Source organism: Kaistella sp. 97-N-M2 (assembly GCF_021513235.1).
In the GTDB taxonomy this organism is placed as follows: domain Bacteria; phylum Bacteroidota; class Bacteroidia; order Flavobacteriales; family Weeksellaceae; genus Kaistella.
The window spans coordinates 1,490,180-1,506,453 of sequence record NZ_CP090976.1 but is presented as its reverse complement, the minus strand read 5'-3'; the positions used below and the strand labels follow the sequence as shown (position 1 = coordinate 1,506,453).

Below are 16,274 nucleotides of genomic sequence, written 5' to 3'. Positions count from 1 at the left end.
TTAATGAGATTTTAAAACAATATGCATCATTTTCATTCTTTAAAAACAAACAGAGTCGTACGGGAAACCAACGATTGTGTACATATATCCTTTGAAATTCCGGAAAATCTACGACACGAATTTTCCTACAAACAGGGCCAATATCTAAATGTTCGTTTTCTTTTAGGAGATGAAGACCTCCGCCGGAGCTACTCGATCATCAACGCGCCAAGCGAAGGAAGTTCGGACCTCGAGATATTGGTGAAACATCTTGAAGACGGCAAAGTTTCCACTTATCTGAATACAGCATTAAAACAGGGAGACTTCGTAGAAGTAATGGCGCCCGCCGGGCATTTCTACACGCACTATCATCTTTCCAACGAAAAAACTTACATCGGCCTTGCGGCCGGCAGCGGAATTTCGCCCGTTTTATCGAATATTAAGGAAGCGCTGTATCAGGAACCAAAAAGTTCAGCCTATTTATTTTTCAGCAACAAAAGCCTGAACGAGATCATTTTCAAGAAAGAGATCGATGCTTTAGTAGAAAAATTTGACGGAAGATTAAAAGTCTTTTATCTGCTTTCGCGGGAGAAACATTTTGAAGATGAACTTTTTGAAGGAAGAATTTCTGCGCAGAAACTGGACTTATTATTTGAAAGATTTCCCGAAATTCCCGCAAAAGAAGCCACTTACTTTATTTGCGGACCATCGGATATGATTAAAGGAATTTCTGATTACTTAAAAAAAGACCAAAAAGTTCCGTCGCTGCAGATTATGTACGAATATTATTCTGCGCCCGACGATGATAGCAACACCGAAATGAGCGACGAATTTAAGGCCATTCCGAATTTAGAAAGCATGGTAACGCTGATTATTGATGATGATGAATATTCTTTTCACCTTAATTCAAAGAAAAACAGTATTTTAGATCAGGCGTTGAAGGATAAACTTCCAGTTCCGTTTGCCTGCAAAGGCGGCGTTTGCTGCACCTGCAAAGCTCAGGTAATGGATGGTGAAGTGTTTATGGAAAAAAATTTCGCCCTCACCGACGATGAGGTAGCGCGGGGTTTTGTACTTACCTGCCAGTGCCACCCGACAACCAACGTGGTGATGCTGAATTACGATGTTTAAATAATATCAAAGAAAAAATTAACAACATGAACACCTGGAAATTTGCTTCGTTAGTTGAAGTCGACAAAGTTTTTAAGATCGACGGACTGAACATCTGGAATTTTTACTGGCATTGTTGCGACCGTAAGATCGAAGTCATCAGCCCGTTTGAAGGAAATATTTATTTCTTTAATGAGTATGAGATTAAAACCCCGGAAAAAACAGTCACTTTTGTGGCAGGAGAATTTTCCGATGGTCAAATTGGTGTCTATTTAAAAGAAGAAAGTACAATAACGAGTAAATCTTAAAGGAATTTTTTACGAAAAACCTTTACAAAAAACAAGAAAAATGGATCAGGAAAAATTTTTAGAATACGTACAGGCAGAAAATAAAGTGGAACCGAAAGATGTAATGCCCGATGATTACAGAAAGTTGTTGGTTCGCCAAATTTCGCAACACGCCCATTCCGAAATTGTAGGAATGTTGCCGGAGGCGAACTGGATTTCCCGCGCGCCTACGCTACGCCGAAAAATGGCACTTTTGGCCAAAATTCAGGACGAAGCCGGACATGGACTTTATTTATATGCCGCTACCGAAACTTTGAACAACGGAGAAATCGCTTCAGACCGCGACTCTACGTACAATGATATGCTATCCGGCAAAGCCAAATATTCCAGCATTTTCAATTACCCTGCACTTTCCTGGGCAGATATTGGCGCCATTGGTTGGCTGGTTGACGGCGCGGCGATTATGAATCAGGTAATGTTGATGGGAAATTCTTACGGTCCTTATTCCAGAGCGATGGTGAGAATTTGTAAGGAAGAATCTTTTCACCAGAGACAGGGCTATGAAATACTAATGACGCTCTGCCGCGGCACAAAAGAACAGAAAGATCTGGCGCAGGAAGCCCTGAACCGGTTCTGGTGGCCGGCGCTAATGATGTTTGGCCCGAATGATGCCGATTCGCCGAATTCTCAAAAATCGATGAATTACAGAGTAAAAAGAGAAAGCAATGATGATCTTCGCCAGAGGTTTGTCGATGTTACCGTTTCTCAGGCGGAATTTTTAGGTCTGAAAGTGCCGGATGAAAATTTGAAGTGGAATGAAATAACACAACACTACGATTTCGGCGAGTTGCCCTGGGGTGAGTTTATGGAGGTTTTGAAAGGCAATGGCCCCTGTAACAAAAAACGTTTGGAAACCAAACGAAAAGCGCAACGCGATCATGCCTGGGTAAAAGATGCGGCACTGGCATTTGCCTCTAACACGAAAGAACAAAATACCTTTAATTAATCTATTTACTTATATAAAATGACAAATTGGGACGGACGCTTCGATGGTGAGGAACCATTATATCACCGTATTTTTCAGCGGGTTTCTGTGGAAAATAATTACGAAACGATTTCCCCCAAAGACTTTGTACTACACGGCTTTTCTGTGGATGAAGGTGTACGCAGAAACAAAGGACGAACCGGAGCGAAAAATGCGCCGGATGTAATTCGAAAAAATATTTCTAATTTTCCCGTCGTTAATGCTGAATTCGCTTTAAAAGATTTTGGCAATATTTCCTGCGAAGATGGAAATTTGGAAAAATCGCAGATCTTACTCGCTGAAAAAGTGAGAGAAACTTTAACTAAAGGTGCGAAATCTGTTTTGTTTGGCGGTGGACATGAGGTAATGTTCGGTCATTATTCGGGAATTAGAAAGGCTTTTCCTGAACAAAGAATAGGAATCATCAATTTTGACGCGCATTTTGACAACCGGGAAATAGAGCCGGGGACAGGCGCAACTTCCGGAACCGGTTTTAGGCAGATCGCTGCTTCAGAAAAAATTCATTCTCTTCATATCGGAATTCAAAGAAATTCAAATACCTTAAAACTGTTTGATACTGCGCACCATTTCGGCATGAAATATATTTTAGCGGAAGAAATTTTCTTTGAAAACCTTCCTGCTATATATGAAAAACTCGACAATTTTTTAGAAACGGTCGATATTTTATACATTACCATTTGTATGGACGTTTTCAACGCCGCGATTGCACCCGGCGTTTCCGCCCCAGCCTATAACGGAATTTTTGCGGATGCTGCTTTCATGCACCTTTACAAACACCTTCTCCAGTCAGATAAACACATAGCTTTAGATGTGGCCGAAGTTAATCCTGAAATTGATACTTCTCAGCAAACCGCAAGACTTGCCGCTGCATTAATTAATGAGTGGTTCATGCAGTAGTTTTCTTTTTATAAATTTTCATCAATTTTTTCCATGGATAACTCCCCATCAAAAAAATGAGGAAACATCAGTCGTGCGCGAAAGTGACAAAACCTGATGAATACTGATGAATTTGAACAATAGACATTATAATTGCTGTTACCTAACAAATAATTTAACAAAAATGTTGTTTTATTAAATTATTTTTATAATTTAGTACCATTACAAATTTTTGTTTAACTAAATTTATTTTCTTATGAGAACAAAATTACCTTTACTGATGCTGGCGCTACTGCCGCTGGCTTCTTTCGGCCAAAGTGCCAAATCCAAAGTTTCTTCGCAGCCATTAAGTGCGAAGAGTACAGCTGCAGCGATCGCGACGCCGACCAGCCATCTGCCCTCTGCGTACTGTATGCCGGCTTTAGATTGTAGTGATGATGACATGATTACCAATGTCAATTTTGGCGGAATTAACAACACCACGGCCTGTAGTCCGGGGGGCTACGGCGACTACACCGCGATGATGAATACCTCGCCGATACTGGCGGGACAGTCCTATCCTATCGCCGTTACAGTGGGCACAGGGTGGCCCTATGAAAATGTGTCTGTTTGGGTAGACTACAATATGAATGATACGTTTGATGCGAGCGAATTCACGTATATTGGAAACGCGAATGGAAACGCCACAGGTCTGGTCATTAACGGAAATATCGCGATACCAGCGGGCACAGCGAACGGAACATACAAAATGAGAGTTCGGGTTGCTGCAGATTCAGCGCAGCCTACTGATGCTGCTGCTGCCTGTGATGAAACCCAAGGTTTTGGAGAAACGGAAGATTACAGTTTAATGGTCGGCGTAGCTGCACCAACAGGATGTTTAACTGCTCCTAATGGCGCTTATCCAACTGCTGCATTTACCCCAACCTGTAACGGCGCACCGGCAACGATTACAACCGCAGGATATGCAGGTGAATATTCTACTGTAAACGTGACGATGGGCACGGCCTATACTTTTACGGTTTCTAAACCCGCTTACTTTATTACAATTGGAGACAGTGCAGGAGCAACAGTTTTAGCCTCCGGAACCGGAAGCGTAGTCTGGACTGCGACTATGACTGGAGTTGTAAGATTCTACGCACACACCGACAGTGCCTGTGGAAGTGGAACCAGCGCAACCCTTCATACAAGATCCGTTCAATGCGGAACTCCACCTACTGAGCCTGATTATGGTTGCGATCAAACCTATACAGGTACATGGTCTCAGGCAAACGCAGTAACAAAAAGTTTGAATTATGCCGTTGCTAATGACTTCTTCGTACCAAAAGAATTCTCCAGCTACAAGCTTCAAACAATGACTGCTTCATTTGTGCGTCAGTCTGCAACAGTTGACACTACAGATCTACAATCATTCGACGTTGTACTTATGAGCGACAGCGGAAGTGGAACACCGGGAACTGCAATCAAAACCTGGAATGGAGTTATTCCAACCGTAACTGTTGGAGCAGCGAATTTCGCTGGATTCCCAACTTACGACGCAGTAATTAATCTTGGCGATTATGAACTAACAGGAAATCCAGCCGCAGATACCAGATACTGGCTTTCTCTTCAATCTACTTCTGCCTCTGCAAGCAGCTATTTCTGGATCGGCTATAACTATACAACCGGTTGGATTACTGCGCCAAACTATCAGTCTTCTGACAACGGTGTTACTTATGCAGTAATTGCAAGTAGTACGGATCCAAATGCGCGATACGACAGCGTTTGGTCTTTAAATGCAGAATGCGTTACAGCAGCGGTATCCGAAGCAGTAAATAAAAATGTTTCTTTCTATCCGAACCCTGTTAAAGATTACTTGAACATCAATTCTAAAACAGCAATTGAAACCGTTCACGTTTATAACCTTGCAGGTCAAAAAATGCAGATTTCTGCCAAAGTAGTTAATGGTAAAGTAGACATGAGCAAACTTGCTCCAGGTGTTTACATCATCAGTACTATTCTTGAAGGAGGTGTGAATGAATCATTTAAAGTAATTAAAAAATAATTATCAGATTATTCATTAAGAGGTAGCCCGATGTACATTCGGGCTATCTTTTTTATTTATAGGCGGAACGAAGTTAGTCTGCCGGCAGCATAATGCGTAAAATATGGACTGTAGATGATTATTTTTCTTAAAATTAATCTTATCTTAGCATATAAGATGGTGAAGGAACTTATTTTCAAGTGGTTAATAAACCGATCTCTACAGACTTAATTATCACTAAAAAAACGGCAAATCATAAAGAATTTTATATATTTGCACCAATTAACAATTAACTAAAATAAATTACTATGTCAGACATTGCATCAAGAGTAAAAGCTATTATCGCTGATAAACTCGACGTTGAGGAAACAGAAGTAACTCCAGAAGCTAGCTTCACTAACGATTTAGGGGCTGATTCTTTGGATACTGTAGAATTAATCATGGAATTCGAAAAAGAATTTAACATTCAAATCCCAGATGATCAAGCAGAGAAAATTACCACTGTAGGACACGCTATCGCTTATATCGAAGAAGTAGTGAACAAATAACGATCAACAAAAAAAATTTATGGAATTAAAAAGAGTAGTTGTTACCGGTTTCGGCGCTATCACACCTGTTGGAAATAATGCCAAAGATTACTGGGAAAGCCTCGTGAGAGGCGAGAGCGGTGCCGCTCCTATTACTCTTTTTGATGCCACAAATTTTAAAACCAAATTTGCCTGTGAAGTCAAAAATTTCGATCCGCTGAACTATTTCGATAAGAAAGAGTCCAAAAAGATGGATCGAAACACTCAGTTTGGCGTTGTTGCTGCCAGAGAAGCTGTAGCACATTCCAGAATTATGGAGGACAACGTGGATAAAAACAGAGTTGGCGTAATTTGGGGTTCCGGAATTGGTGGTTTATCCACTTTTGAGCAGGAAGTTTTAGGGTGGGCAAATACCGATGTTCCCCGATTTAATCCCTTCTTTATTCCGAAGATGATTGCCGATATTACAGGCGGTCATATTTCCATAGAATACGGATTTCATGGTCCTAATTATACCACCGTGTCAGCGTGCGCTTCTTCAGCCAACGCTCTAATTGATGGCAAAATGCTCATCCAGCTCGGAAAAGCCGACGTTATTGTTTGTGGAGGTTCCGAAGCTGCAGTTACGGCAAGTGGAGTTGGTGGATTTAATGCGATGATGGCGCTTTCAACAAGAAATGAAGATCCCAAAACAGCCTCACGCCCGTTCGATAAAGACCGTGACGGTTTTGTTTTAGGCGAAGGTGCAGGAACGATTATTTTGGAAGAGTACGAACACGCCATAAAACGTGGTGCTACTATTTACGCAGAATTAAAGGGTGGTGGAATGAGCGCAGATGCTTACCATATGACGGCGCCACATCCTGAAGGTTTAGGTGCCTATCTCGTAATGAAAAATTGTCTCGAAGACGCAGGAGTAACGGCCGACGAAGTAGATCACATTAACATGCATGGGACTTCTACTCCATTGGGAGACATCGCCGAATCCAACGCGATTTCCCGCTTATTGGGCGAACATGCTTTCGATATTCAAATAAATTCGACCAAATCCATTACCGGTCACCTTTTAGGTGCAGCAGGTGTTATTGAAGCTATTGCAGTATTGCACACCATTACACACAGTATTGTTCCGCCGACCATTAACCATTTCACCGATGACGAAAAGATAGACAGCCGTCTAAATTTCACCTTCAATCATGCTGTTAAAAAAGAAGTTAATATTGGCATGAGCAACACTTTCGGTTTTGGTGGCCACAATGCCTGTGTTCTCTTTACCAAAATCTAAGACAAAACGGATGGAGTTAAAGAAATACCTTTCTCACTTCCTCAGCAACAGAAAAAAGAATCTCTCGGAAAAAGATTATTTTTTGACCACCGAAATCAGTAAAATTACTGGTTGCGAAGTTCAAAACATCAATCTTTACCGCGAAGCATTTTCTCTAAAAACCTCTTCCCGAAACAAACAGATTAAAAATTACGAAAGACTTGAATTTCTGGGTGATTCTGTTTTGGGAGCGATTATTTCGTGTCATCTTTTCGCCACTTATCCGGAAGCGAACGAAGGATATTTAACGCAGATGAAATCGAAGATCGTCAACCGCAAAAACCTAAATAAGTTAGGTACAGAACTGAATTTAACGCAGTTTCTGCAAAATGAATCGCCAACAACCTTAAGCGAAAATATCGCCGGAAATCTGCTGGAATCCTTAATTGGCGCACTTTATCTCGACGTGGATTATGAAACCTGCAAGAAAGTTGTTTTGGAAAGGCTTTTAACACCGTCGGAAATCAATAAACTTGAAAACAAGATTGTGAGCTACAAAGGCTTACTGCTGGAATGGAGCCAGAAAAAGAAAGTCAACATCAGGTACGAAACGTGCGAAGAAACGCAGGCCAATAAAAACCTGGTTTTCCGAAGCTACGTTTGGCTGGATAACGAAAAAATATCCAACGCGACGGAAACTTCCAAAAAGAAAGCCGAAGAAAAAGCCGCCCAAAGAGCCTTTTATATTTTAAATAAAAAACAAAGCATCATTGAAATCTCAAAAGATACTGCTTGACATTGACGACGACGATGAAGAAATCACTTTAGGTTTGGTTCGTCTGGCAAAGGAAATTCCGGAGCATGAACTTTTTTTTCACCTCAACAACCTCAACTCTTTTACTTTTTCGCGAATTTCGGATCTTATTTATAACGGAACGTACAATGATTATTATTTTCCGCGCTTTCAAGGCTTTCAGCGGGATTCAAAAGCCTGCATTCAGTTTATTGCAAACAAATCGGTTCAAACAGTTCAGAAGAAAGTTTCTACCGAGTTATTTTCCGGCGAACAGGAACACCGGTTTTTGCTCGATCATTTTCAGGATGTTGATTATCTCCTGAAAACATCCGAACCATCTGACGATTTTTCCCTAATTTTGCTCCCGGAAAATCTTATGTTTCCAATACAGAGTTTTCCCTTAAGCCCTATCGAAGAGCTTTACCAAATAATTCAATATTATGAATAAGTATTTAAAAAAGACAAAAATCATCGCTACGCTCGGCCCAGCCTCATCTGACAAGGAAGTCATTTTACAGCTGATCCAGGCGGGAGTCGATGTTTTCAGAATAAATTTTTCGCACGCAGATTACGATTTAGTTAAAAGAAATGTGGCCTCTATTCGGGAATTAAACCAGGAATATGGTTTCTCGGTAGGAATTTTGGGAGATTTACAAGGTCCGAAACTTCGCGTCGGTGTTGTAAAGGAAGGTTCTTATCTGAATCCCGGAGACATCTTAACCTTCACGAACGAAAAAATTGAAGGCGACTCCAAACGTGTTTACATGACCTATCAACAGTTTCCGCAGGACGTAAAAGCGGGAGAACGCATTTTGATCGATGATGGTAAACTTGTTCTTGAAGTTATCGAGACCAATGAAATTGACACGGTACGTGCAAAAACCATTCAGGGTGGACCGTTGAGCTCCAAAAAAGGGGTGAACTTACCGAACACAAATGTGTCGCTGCCGGCTTTAACGGAAAAGGATGTGGAAGATGCAAACTTTATGCTCGACCTGGAGCTGGATTGGATTGCTTTATCATTCGTCCGTCATGCACAGGATATCAGGGATTTAAAGGAAATCATTAAAAATCACCCGACAAATAAGCAGAAAACGCCAATCATCGCGAAAATCGAAAAACCTGAAGGCGTAAAAAATATCGAGCAGATTCTTTTGGAATGTGACGGACTGATGGTGGCACGTGGAGATTTGGGTGTGGAAGTTCCCATGGAAGAAGTTCCGGCCATCCAGAAAAATCTGGTGGAAATCGCGCGAAAATATTCAAAACCGGTTATTATTGCTACGCAGATGATGGAAACGATGATCACGAGCCTAACGCCAACAAGAGCCGAGGTAAACGACGTTGCGAACTCCGTTCTGGACGGCGCCGACGCTGTGATGCTTTCCGGCGAAACTTCGGTAGGAAGATATCCCGTGGATGTGGTGAAAAACATGTCGAAGATTGTAAAAAATATTGAACAAACTCATTTTTATCAGACGAAAAACTCTCCTATCGAGCACGAATTTAACTGTATCGACGAACGCTTTATTACGAACAGAGTTTGTTTGGCAGCCGTAAGAATTGCAAAAACGACTAATGTTGAAGCGATTGTTACGTTAACCTATTCGGGTTACACGGCGTTCCAGATCTCGGCGCACCGGCCGAATTCGAACATCATTGTTTTCAGTTCAAACAAACGGGTTTTAACAATGTTGAATTTATTGTGGGGCGTGCGTGCCTTTCATTACGACATGGAAAAATCGACGGACGAAACCATTATTCAGGTAAATATGTTAACGCACACGCACGGCTTTGTAGAAAAAGGCGATTTTGTGATCAACTTAAATGCAACGCCGGCTTATGAAGGCGGAAAGACAAATACTTTGAGATTAACGACGATCTAAAAGTTTCGAAATAATCAAAAAAGCCGTTTCATAAATCGATGAAGTGGCTTTTTTTATAGTTTTTTCGCGGACTTCTATCCCAGCATCGACTTCAAACAGCAAAATCTCCGAGGGTTAATAACAGTATTAAAACGCTTTCTTTTTTATGATGGAGTCATTTAAAAGAAGGGCTCAACATCAAAAATATTTAAGTATAAAAAAGATCATCAGACCTTCCGGATTTACGCATGGCAGGAAAGCAGCGAGACAGCTTATTTTACAATAATAATCTGGCTGGGTCTTTTCTGGCTTTTATAATAGGAGACTGCAACATCTTTAATTGCACTGATACGCTGTTTTTCTAATGAAACTGCATCATTATAAATTTTTACCTGAAGATCCCACTGCTTTTTTTCTTCGGCAGTTATTTTGGCATCAATTGTTTTTATTAAACTGCTGCTTTGTGCAGCACAAGGTGACTCCGTGTCTATTTCAGCTAAGGTCTGGAAGGCAGAAGAATAATCTTTTGACGCGATCTGCATTTGGGCCTGTTTAATATTTTCGGCACAAATCTTTTTCTGATAATTTTTATAAACCTCTAAGGATTTGCTCTGAGCGGTATTATAACACGAAGCTGTTTCCGGCACCGACATGATTAATGCCAAAGATTCCTCATACCTCCCGGATCTGCTTAGATTATTCGCTTCATTCAAAATTTTGCTACAGTTTGCCTCGTAATATGCCTGCAGTTTTTCTTTGCCTTTTTCCAAAAAATTAATCAGTAAGGGATCATTTGCCGACAGAGAATTTACCGCATTATTAATCGCCAACTGCTGCGTTCTCCCTGTTCCTTTAAGTTCTTTTGAAAAAGAGGAAAAAACAACATTGGTCTGATCCTGTTTTATTAAAAGCTGCAGGGTAATTCCTGTAACATTTATATTTTGCATTCCGCCTTCTACCAACTCATTGCCATTAATTATAAAACTGGGCTGCAAAAGCAGACCATTATTATACCCGGTAGAAACAATTCCATTATTGGCTAAAAGCTGAGTGAGTTTGCCATCTATTTTTTCCAGCACAGCATGGTCGATGGAACTTTGCTGGTTTTCTGTAAAAGCGATCGCCAATTGTATTTTCCCTAAATCTGATGGATTCTGCGAGAAACCAAAAAACCAAAGATTTATAAAAAAGGAAACTAATATTTTTTTCATTGCTTTTATTTTATCGTGATATAGATGGTATTTCCTTTAATATCTTTGTCTACCTGAAGATTTAAAGCGCGAAAGAATTTAAATATTTCCAACGCAAATTTATTTGTATTGTAGTTTTTCCCGTTTTGATCTTTTAATGGAATTCGAACATCATCGAAAATCATTCTTAAATCCGTGGTACCTTGAATATGATAATTATTTTTATAGGCATTATTCTCCATCCACATTTCTATTTGGTCAGATAGCGGGAGGTTTTCCGGAGCAATTTCTGAAGACATTTTTTGTGATGAACCCTGTGCAAAACTAATATCCATATTGATGGATTTTCCGTTATTTACAATATCTGTAAATTTGGTCTGCATTACATTTAGAAAATCTTCAGAAACACTTTCTACCGCTTTGGAAGTTAATTTTCCAAAGTCGTCGGTATAAAACTTACCACTTTGTCCTACTTTATTGGAGAGTGAATTCCCAGTAGAAACTTCGAATGCTGTTAAAAGTAAATCTACAGAATTTCCGGAACCGGTTTTATTGATATCAACTTCTGCCTGCACATAAATATCTGCACCAGACATTTGTACGATTTGATCCTTGATATCTGTTTGGTTATCGGAAGTAAAAATATTATTGTCCTTCGCAGATTTAAGCCTGGCAACAAAATCGACTGTCGTAAAACCGCGTGTGTCAAAAGATTCTTTAATTTTTGTGAGCGCAATTCTTTTATTAATATCACTTTCCAAAATTGTTCGCAGATCTTCTCCTCCTTTCACATAAGGAATAACCATGATTTTTGGTTGAACGGTCTGTATCTGTGATGACGTATTTACTTGCGAAGAAAGTTTTGGTGCAGATAAAACAAGCAGTAGAAAGGCTACTATTTTTAGTTGATAATTTTTCATATTAATAACCAAATTTTCTAATGATTGCACTGTACTCTAAATCTAATTTCAGCGCACTTAAATTAATCACGATTCTTCGGGAGGAATCCCTATTTTTAGTAGAAGAGGTGATGAATGTTTTAAACCTTTCTTTTTTAAAAAAGTTTTCAAAATATGCGGGATTACTGTTTCTCGCAGCTGATTCACTTACTTTAATTAAAGGTGTTTTTTGGCTGCTGTCTGCAATTCCGCGAAAAAGCAGCTGGTACATTGCGGCATACTCTGGGTTTGCTGAATTTACATCTATGGTGATATAATTTTCATTAGATTCTATTACGCCAATATCAGGAATAATGCTTCTGCTGGTACAGCTGAACACCATCAACAGCAATCCGAATACATATAAAATTCTTAATTTATTTTTCATTAATTCTTCAATATTAAAGTACATTCTACTAATTTTTTAGCTTCAAAATCTGCAGTAATCTGCGCAATAGATTTTTTATCAGAAATTAAAGCTTCGCTCAGGTTTTCGCCGGCAAGATTTACAATTTCCAAAACGCCGATTTTCTGCGGGTATTTTTGATTTTCAATCATTTCTACAGATTCCACCGTGAATTTATCTCCTACTTTAATCCCCGAATTCTTGCCCACATTAAGCAATACTTTCAGTTTATTCTTATCATCTATAGGAAGAATTTTTACAATTTTACCAACCAATGCAAAATTGATTTTAAAATACTGATGAATTTCATTCTGCACCGATCTCATCGCCTGTTGTACCGCACTTTCGGGCGAAAGCATTAAGTCACTTGCTTTACCTTCAAAACTTGTGGCATCTGTACTTAACCCTGAAGATACATCTACAACTTTCATCTGAAAAGCTACACTCGCTTTATACCCATTAATAGTTCCGACAGAATTTTTCATGGCATAAACCGGTATTTTTGTGATATGTCCGGTTATTAATTTTTCAGCCGCAAGATTCGCACCCTGTTCGACTAAATTTTTACTGTCTATAAATGCTTCAGATTTCTGCAGTTCAAGCTCTTCATTTACTTTTTCCATACTGGTTCTGTCGACAACGCGGAACCGTTTCGTGTTGGTAAGCATTTCTACCACTTTCTCAGTAACCAAACCAACAAATCTGTTATTTTCGTCGCATGTAAATGCACTTACGCCAACTACCATTCGGTCGTCGTTATGCTGTGCATTTATTTTTAAAATGAGAAAAAATACCGTCAGTAAAAAAAAACGAAGCCGCATTATAAATTACCTGCTGAGGTTAGTGTTTGTATGATACTTTTTATGGCTTTAGATTGAAACAAAGTTTCTTCTCCTAAAAGTGATACCGCTGTTTTTACGTATCCTAGTGACGACGCAACTTTAGCTAATTTTAAAGGATTTTTTATGGTTTTTGCTTCTTCTGTTACCGACGGAAGTGATGAGGTAATGGTTTGTACCGTTTTCACCTGAGTTAAAATTCTAGAAGCTAATTCCTGGCATTCCGCCAAACTTGGTTTCTTTATAGTAACATCTGCAACACCATCTGTACTTTCTCCAACGGATCTGTAATAAAGACCCTTAAGAAGTGGAGTAATTGAAGCGGACTCAATCGCTGAAGCTCCAATTGTTACATTCAAATCATCAAGCGTTGCAATACTTGTAGATTTTGGAGTTTCCAGTTTTTGAATTTTTTCCATTCTCGCGTCCGAAGATTGGATTTCTTCTTTGGTTTGCGCAAATGTGAAGGTAAAGGATAGAAGAATGGTGGCAGTAATTAATGATTTTTTCATATTTAAATTTTTAAGTTTTCTTTAATGGATTTGAATTTCGAAAGATAATACTGCGGCTTTTTACCTGATCTTTTTAGCGTAATTGGGTAAGAACCTATTTAAAATAATTTGAAGATAATAACTTCAAAATTTAATTTCAATTGATCTCATGTCTTTAATTATTCCGCAGAGACTCTAAGAATTTTTTTATATTATGAAGTTTAAATGCCTGGAAATACAAATGAAACCGTTCAAAATAATATTGTTCAATTGATTTCCACAAAACTAATTTTTAATAAAGAAACAGCATTATGGAAAACCGTAATGTCAATTAAAAAGAATTACTAAAGAAAAAGTAAGCGCAATGATTATGGGAAAAAAAATCCGCTCAGAAAATTCTGAACGGATTAATTATAATATGGAGTGGATGCGAATTACATCATTCCCGGCATACCGCCGCCCATTGGCATGGCTGGTTCGTCTTTTTTCACTTCTGTGATTACACATTCGGTGGTTAAAAGCATTCCGGCAACAGATGCTGCATTTTCCAAAGCTACACGCACTACTTTTGTAGGGTCGATGATTCCGGCTTCGTACATGTTAACGTACTCGTCATTTTTCGCATTGAAACCGTAATCTCCGCTTCCTTCCGCCACTTTTGCAACGATAACGGAACCTTCGCCACCTGCATTGGCAACAATTTGTCGCAATGGCTCTTCAATAGCTCGTTTTACAATCTTGATTCCCGTATCCTGATCCTGATTGTCGCCTTGTAAGGTATTTAAAACCGGGATGCTTCTTACCAAAGCAACACCACCTCCGGGAACAATTCCTTCTTCCACGGCTGCTCTGGTTGCATGAAGCGCATCGTCCACACGGTCTTTTTTCTCTTTCATTTCTACTTCGGAAGCTGCGCCGACGTAAAGAACGGCAACTCCACCGGCTAATTTTGCCAGTCTTTCCTGTAGTTTTTCTTTGTCGTAATCGGAAGTTGTAGTTTCCATTTGTGCTTTGATCTGGCTAACTCTGCCTTTGATTTGAGCTTCGTCTCCGCCACCGTTTACCAAAGTAGTGTTGTCTTTGTCGATTACTACTTTTTCCGCAGTTCCCAACATTTCCAAAGTTGCGTTTTCCATGGTGAAACCTCTTTCCTCAGAAATTACGGTTCCGCCTGTCAGGATCGCGATATCTTCCAACATTGCTTTTCTTCTGTCTCCGAATCCCGGTGCTTTTACAGCAGCAATTTTCAAAGAACCTCTTAATTTATTGACCACTAAAGTTGCCAAAGCTTCACCTTCAACTTCTTCACAGATAATCAGCAAAGATTTTCCAGCCTGAGCAACCGGCTCCAAAACCGGTAGTAAATCCTTCATTGAAGATATTTTTTTCTCCACCAAAAGGATATAAGGATTCTCTAATTCCGCCACCATCTTTTCCGGATTGGTAACGAAGTACGGAGACTGATACCCTCTGTCGAACTGCATTCCTTCAACAACATCAACAGTCGTATCGGTTCCTTTTGCTTCTTCAACGGTAATTACGCCTTCTTTTCCGACTTTCCCGAACGCTTCAGCGATCAAAGTTCCGATGGTATCATCGTTGTTGGCAGAGATAGAAGCTACCTGCTTGATTTTTTCGGAAGAATCTCCCACTTTCTGAGACTGGGACTGAAGGTTTTTTACGACTTCGGAAACCGCTTTGTCGATTCCTCTTTTCAAATCCATTGGATTTGCTCCAGCCGCAACGTTTTTCAAACCTTCGCGAACGATGGCCTGCGCCAAAACAGTAGCGGTTGTCGTCCCGTCTCCCGCGATGTCGCTGGTTCTGGAGGCAACTTCTTTTACCATTTGAGCACCCATATTTTCAACTCTGTCTTCGAGTTCAATTTCTTTCGCTACAGAAACACCATCTTTGGTAACGTGTGGTGCACCGAAGGATTTTTCTATCACTACATTTCTTCCTTTTGGTCCTAATGTTACTTTAACTGCATTTGCTAAAGCATCGACGCCTCTTTTCAAAGCATCTCTGGATTCGATATCGAATTTTATTTCTTTTGCCATTTTTTTATTGTCTTAATGTTTGTACAATGATTTTTAAATAGTTCTGCGCAGAAAAACACCTCGTAATTGAGTTGCAATTTCTACCATTTTTTTATCCCAAAATTCCCAAGAGGTCAGATTCTTTTACGATCAAATAATCTTTACCATCCAACTTTAATTCGGAACCGGCGTATTTTCCGTAAAGAACTTTATCACCTTCTTTCACAGTGGTTGGCTCATCTACTTTTCCCGGTCCTACTGCGATTACAGTACCTTCCTGAGGTTTTTCCTTTGCAGTATCGGGAATAATAATTCCGGAAGCGGTTGTCGTTTCTGCAGCATTTGGTTCAATTAGAACGCGGTCTGCTAATGGTCTAAATTTTACTGACATATTATTTTGATTTAAATGTTAATGTTATGTTCTCAGTTTTACTAAAACAATGCCATCAAAGTTTATCTGAAAATCTGTCACCGCTTGAGAAAGTAACGGGAAATTTTGGCAGAAAAAAAAATTAGAATTGGTTTTGAATTTTAGCTTTCGATAAATCTGCTTTAGATATTTAATTTATTTTGCCTAGTTTTGCAAAAAATTTGGGCAAATA

17 protein-coding genes are annotated in these 16,274 nt (G+C 39.6%); 10 read left to right on the top strand and 7 right to left on the bottom strand.

Annotation, left to right across the window (positions count from 1 at the left end; translation table 11 throughout):
- Positions 1-21: 21 nt before the first annotated feature.
- From L0B70_RS07185 to pyk, 10 genes are all read left to right on the top strand, one after another.
- Entirely contained in the window at positions 22-1,110 is a 1,089-nt protein-coding gene (locus L0B70_RS07185; protein ID WP_235141150.1) for an FAD-binding oxidoreductase, read from the top strand.
- A gap of 26 nt (positions 1,111-1,136) precedes the next feature.
- On the top strand, positions 1,137-1,397 hold the full coding sequence (locus L0B70_RS07180; RefSeq protein WP_235141149.1) for a hypothetical protein: 261 nt from the start codon (positions 1,137-1,139) through the stop codon (positions 1,395-1,397).
- A 40-nt stretch (positions 1,398-1,437) separates the two neighbouring features.
- Positions 1,438-2,382, top strand: coding sequence for a 1,2-phenylacetyl-CoA epoxidase subunit PaaA (gene paaA / locus L0B70_RS07175; RefSeq protein ID WP_235141148.1), 945 nt, complete (start codon positions 1,438-1,440; stop codon positions 2,380-2,382).
- A gap of 18 nt (positions 2,383-2,400) precedes the next feature.
- A complete protein-coding gene (gene hutG, locus L0B70_RS07170; protein ID WP_235141147.1) occupies positions 2,401-3,318 on the top strand; it encodes a formimidoylglutamase in 918 nt (305 codons plus the stop codon).
- Between the two features lie 235 nt (positions 3,319-3,553).
- Positions 3,554-5,338 (top strand): T9SS type A sorting domain-containing protein, encoded by a 1,785-nt coding sequence (locus L0B70_RS07165; protein WP_235141146.1) that lies wholly within the window; start codon positions 3,554-3,556, stop codon positions 5,336-5,338.
- Positions 5,339-5,625: 287 nt separating this feature from the next.
- The gene (locus tag L0B70_RS07160) at positions 5,626-5,865 is read left to right on the top strand and encodes an acyl carrier protein (RefSeq protein WP_002976354.1); all 240 of its coding nucleotides are present in this window, start codon (positions 5,626-5,628) and stop codon (positions 5,863-5,865) included.
- Positions 5,866-5,884: 19 nt separating this feature from the next.
- Positions 5,885-7,129, top strand: coding sequence for a beta-ketoacyl-ACP synthase II (fabF, locus tag L0B70_RS07155; protein WP_235141145.1), 1,245 nt, complete (start codon positions 5,885-5,887; stop codon positions 7,127-7,129).
- Between the two features lie 10 nt (positions 7,130-7,139).
- Positions 7,140-7,904 carry a ribonuclease III gene (gene rnc / locus L0B70_RS07150; protein WP_235141144.1) on the top strand — a complete coding sequence of 255 codons (765 nt, stop codon included), beginning with the start codon at positions 7,140-7,142 and terminating at the stop codon, positions 7,902-7,904.
- Positions 7,879-8,352, top strand: coding sequence for an IPExxxVDY family protein (locus L0B70_RS07145; RefSeq protein WP_235141143.1), 474 nt, complete (start codon positions 7,879-7,881; stop codon positions 8,350-8,352). The genes rnc and L0B70_RS07145 overlap by 26 nt, the downstream gene beginning before the upstream one ends.
- Entirely contained in the window at positions 8,345-9,790 is a 1,446-nt protein-coding gene (gene pyk, locus L0B70_RS07140; protein ID WP_235141142.1) for a pyruvate kinase, read from the top strand. The genes L0B70_RS07145 and pyk overlap by 8 nt, the downstream gene beginning before the upstream one ends.
- Before the next feature lie 251 nt (positions 9,791-10,041).
- On the opposite strand, the gene L0B70_RS07135 is transcribed toward pyk, so the two are convergent.
- The 7 genes from L0B70_RS07135 to groES all read right to left on the bottom strand — a co-directional run bounded on the left by L0B70_RS07135 (position 10,042) and on the right by groES (position 16,063).
- Positions 10,042-10,980, bottom strand: a complete 939-nt coding sequence (locus L0B70_RS07135; protein WP_235141141.1) for a hypothetical protein — start codon at positions 10,978-10,980, stop codon at positions 10,042-10,044.
- 5 nt (positions 10,981-10,985) lie between these two features.
- Positions 10,986-11,879, bottom strand: a complete 894-nt coding sequence (locus L0B70_RS07130; protein ID WP_235141140.1) for a DUF6175 family protein — start codon at positions 11,877-11,879, stop codon at positions 10,986-10,988.
- 1 nt (position 11,880) lies between these two features.
- Positions 11,881-12,285, bottom strand: a complete 405-nt coding sequence (locus tag L0B70_RS07125) for a hypothetical protein (RefSeq protein WP_235141139.1) — start codon at positions 12,283-12,285, stop codon at positions 11,881-11,883.
- Positions 12,285-13,124, bottom strand: a complete 840-nt coding sequence (locus tag L0B70_RS07120; protein ID WP_235141138.1) for a CsgG/HfaB family protein — start codon at positions 13,122-13,124, stop codon at positions 12,285-12,287. Before L0B70_RS07120 ends, L0B70_RS07125 begins: the two co-directional genes overlap by 1 nt.
- Entirely contained in the window at positions 13,124-13,654 is a 531-nt protein-coding gene (locus tag L0B70_RS07115; RefSeq protein ID WP_235141137.1) for a hypothetical protein, read from the bottom strand. The genes L0B70_RS07120 and L0B70_RS07115 overlap by 1 nt, the downstream gene beginning before the upstream one ends.
- Positions 13,655-14,067: 413 nt before the next feature.
- Entirely contained in the window at positions 14,068-15,693 is a 1,626-nt protein-coding gene (gene groL / locus L0B70_RS07110) for a chaperonin GroEL (protein ID WP_235141136.1), read from the bottom strand.
- A 91-nt stretch (positions 15,694-15,784) separates the two neighbouring features.
- Positions 15,785-16,063, bottom strand: a complete 279-nt coding sequence (groES, locus tag L0B70_RS07105; protein WP_235141135.1) for a co-chaperone GroES — start codon at positions 16,061-16,063, stop codon at positions 15,785-15,787.
- Between the last annotated feature and the right edge of the window lie 211 nt (positions 16,064-16,274).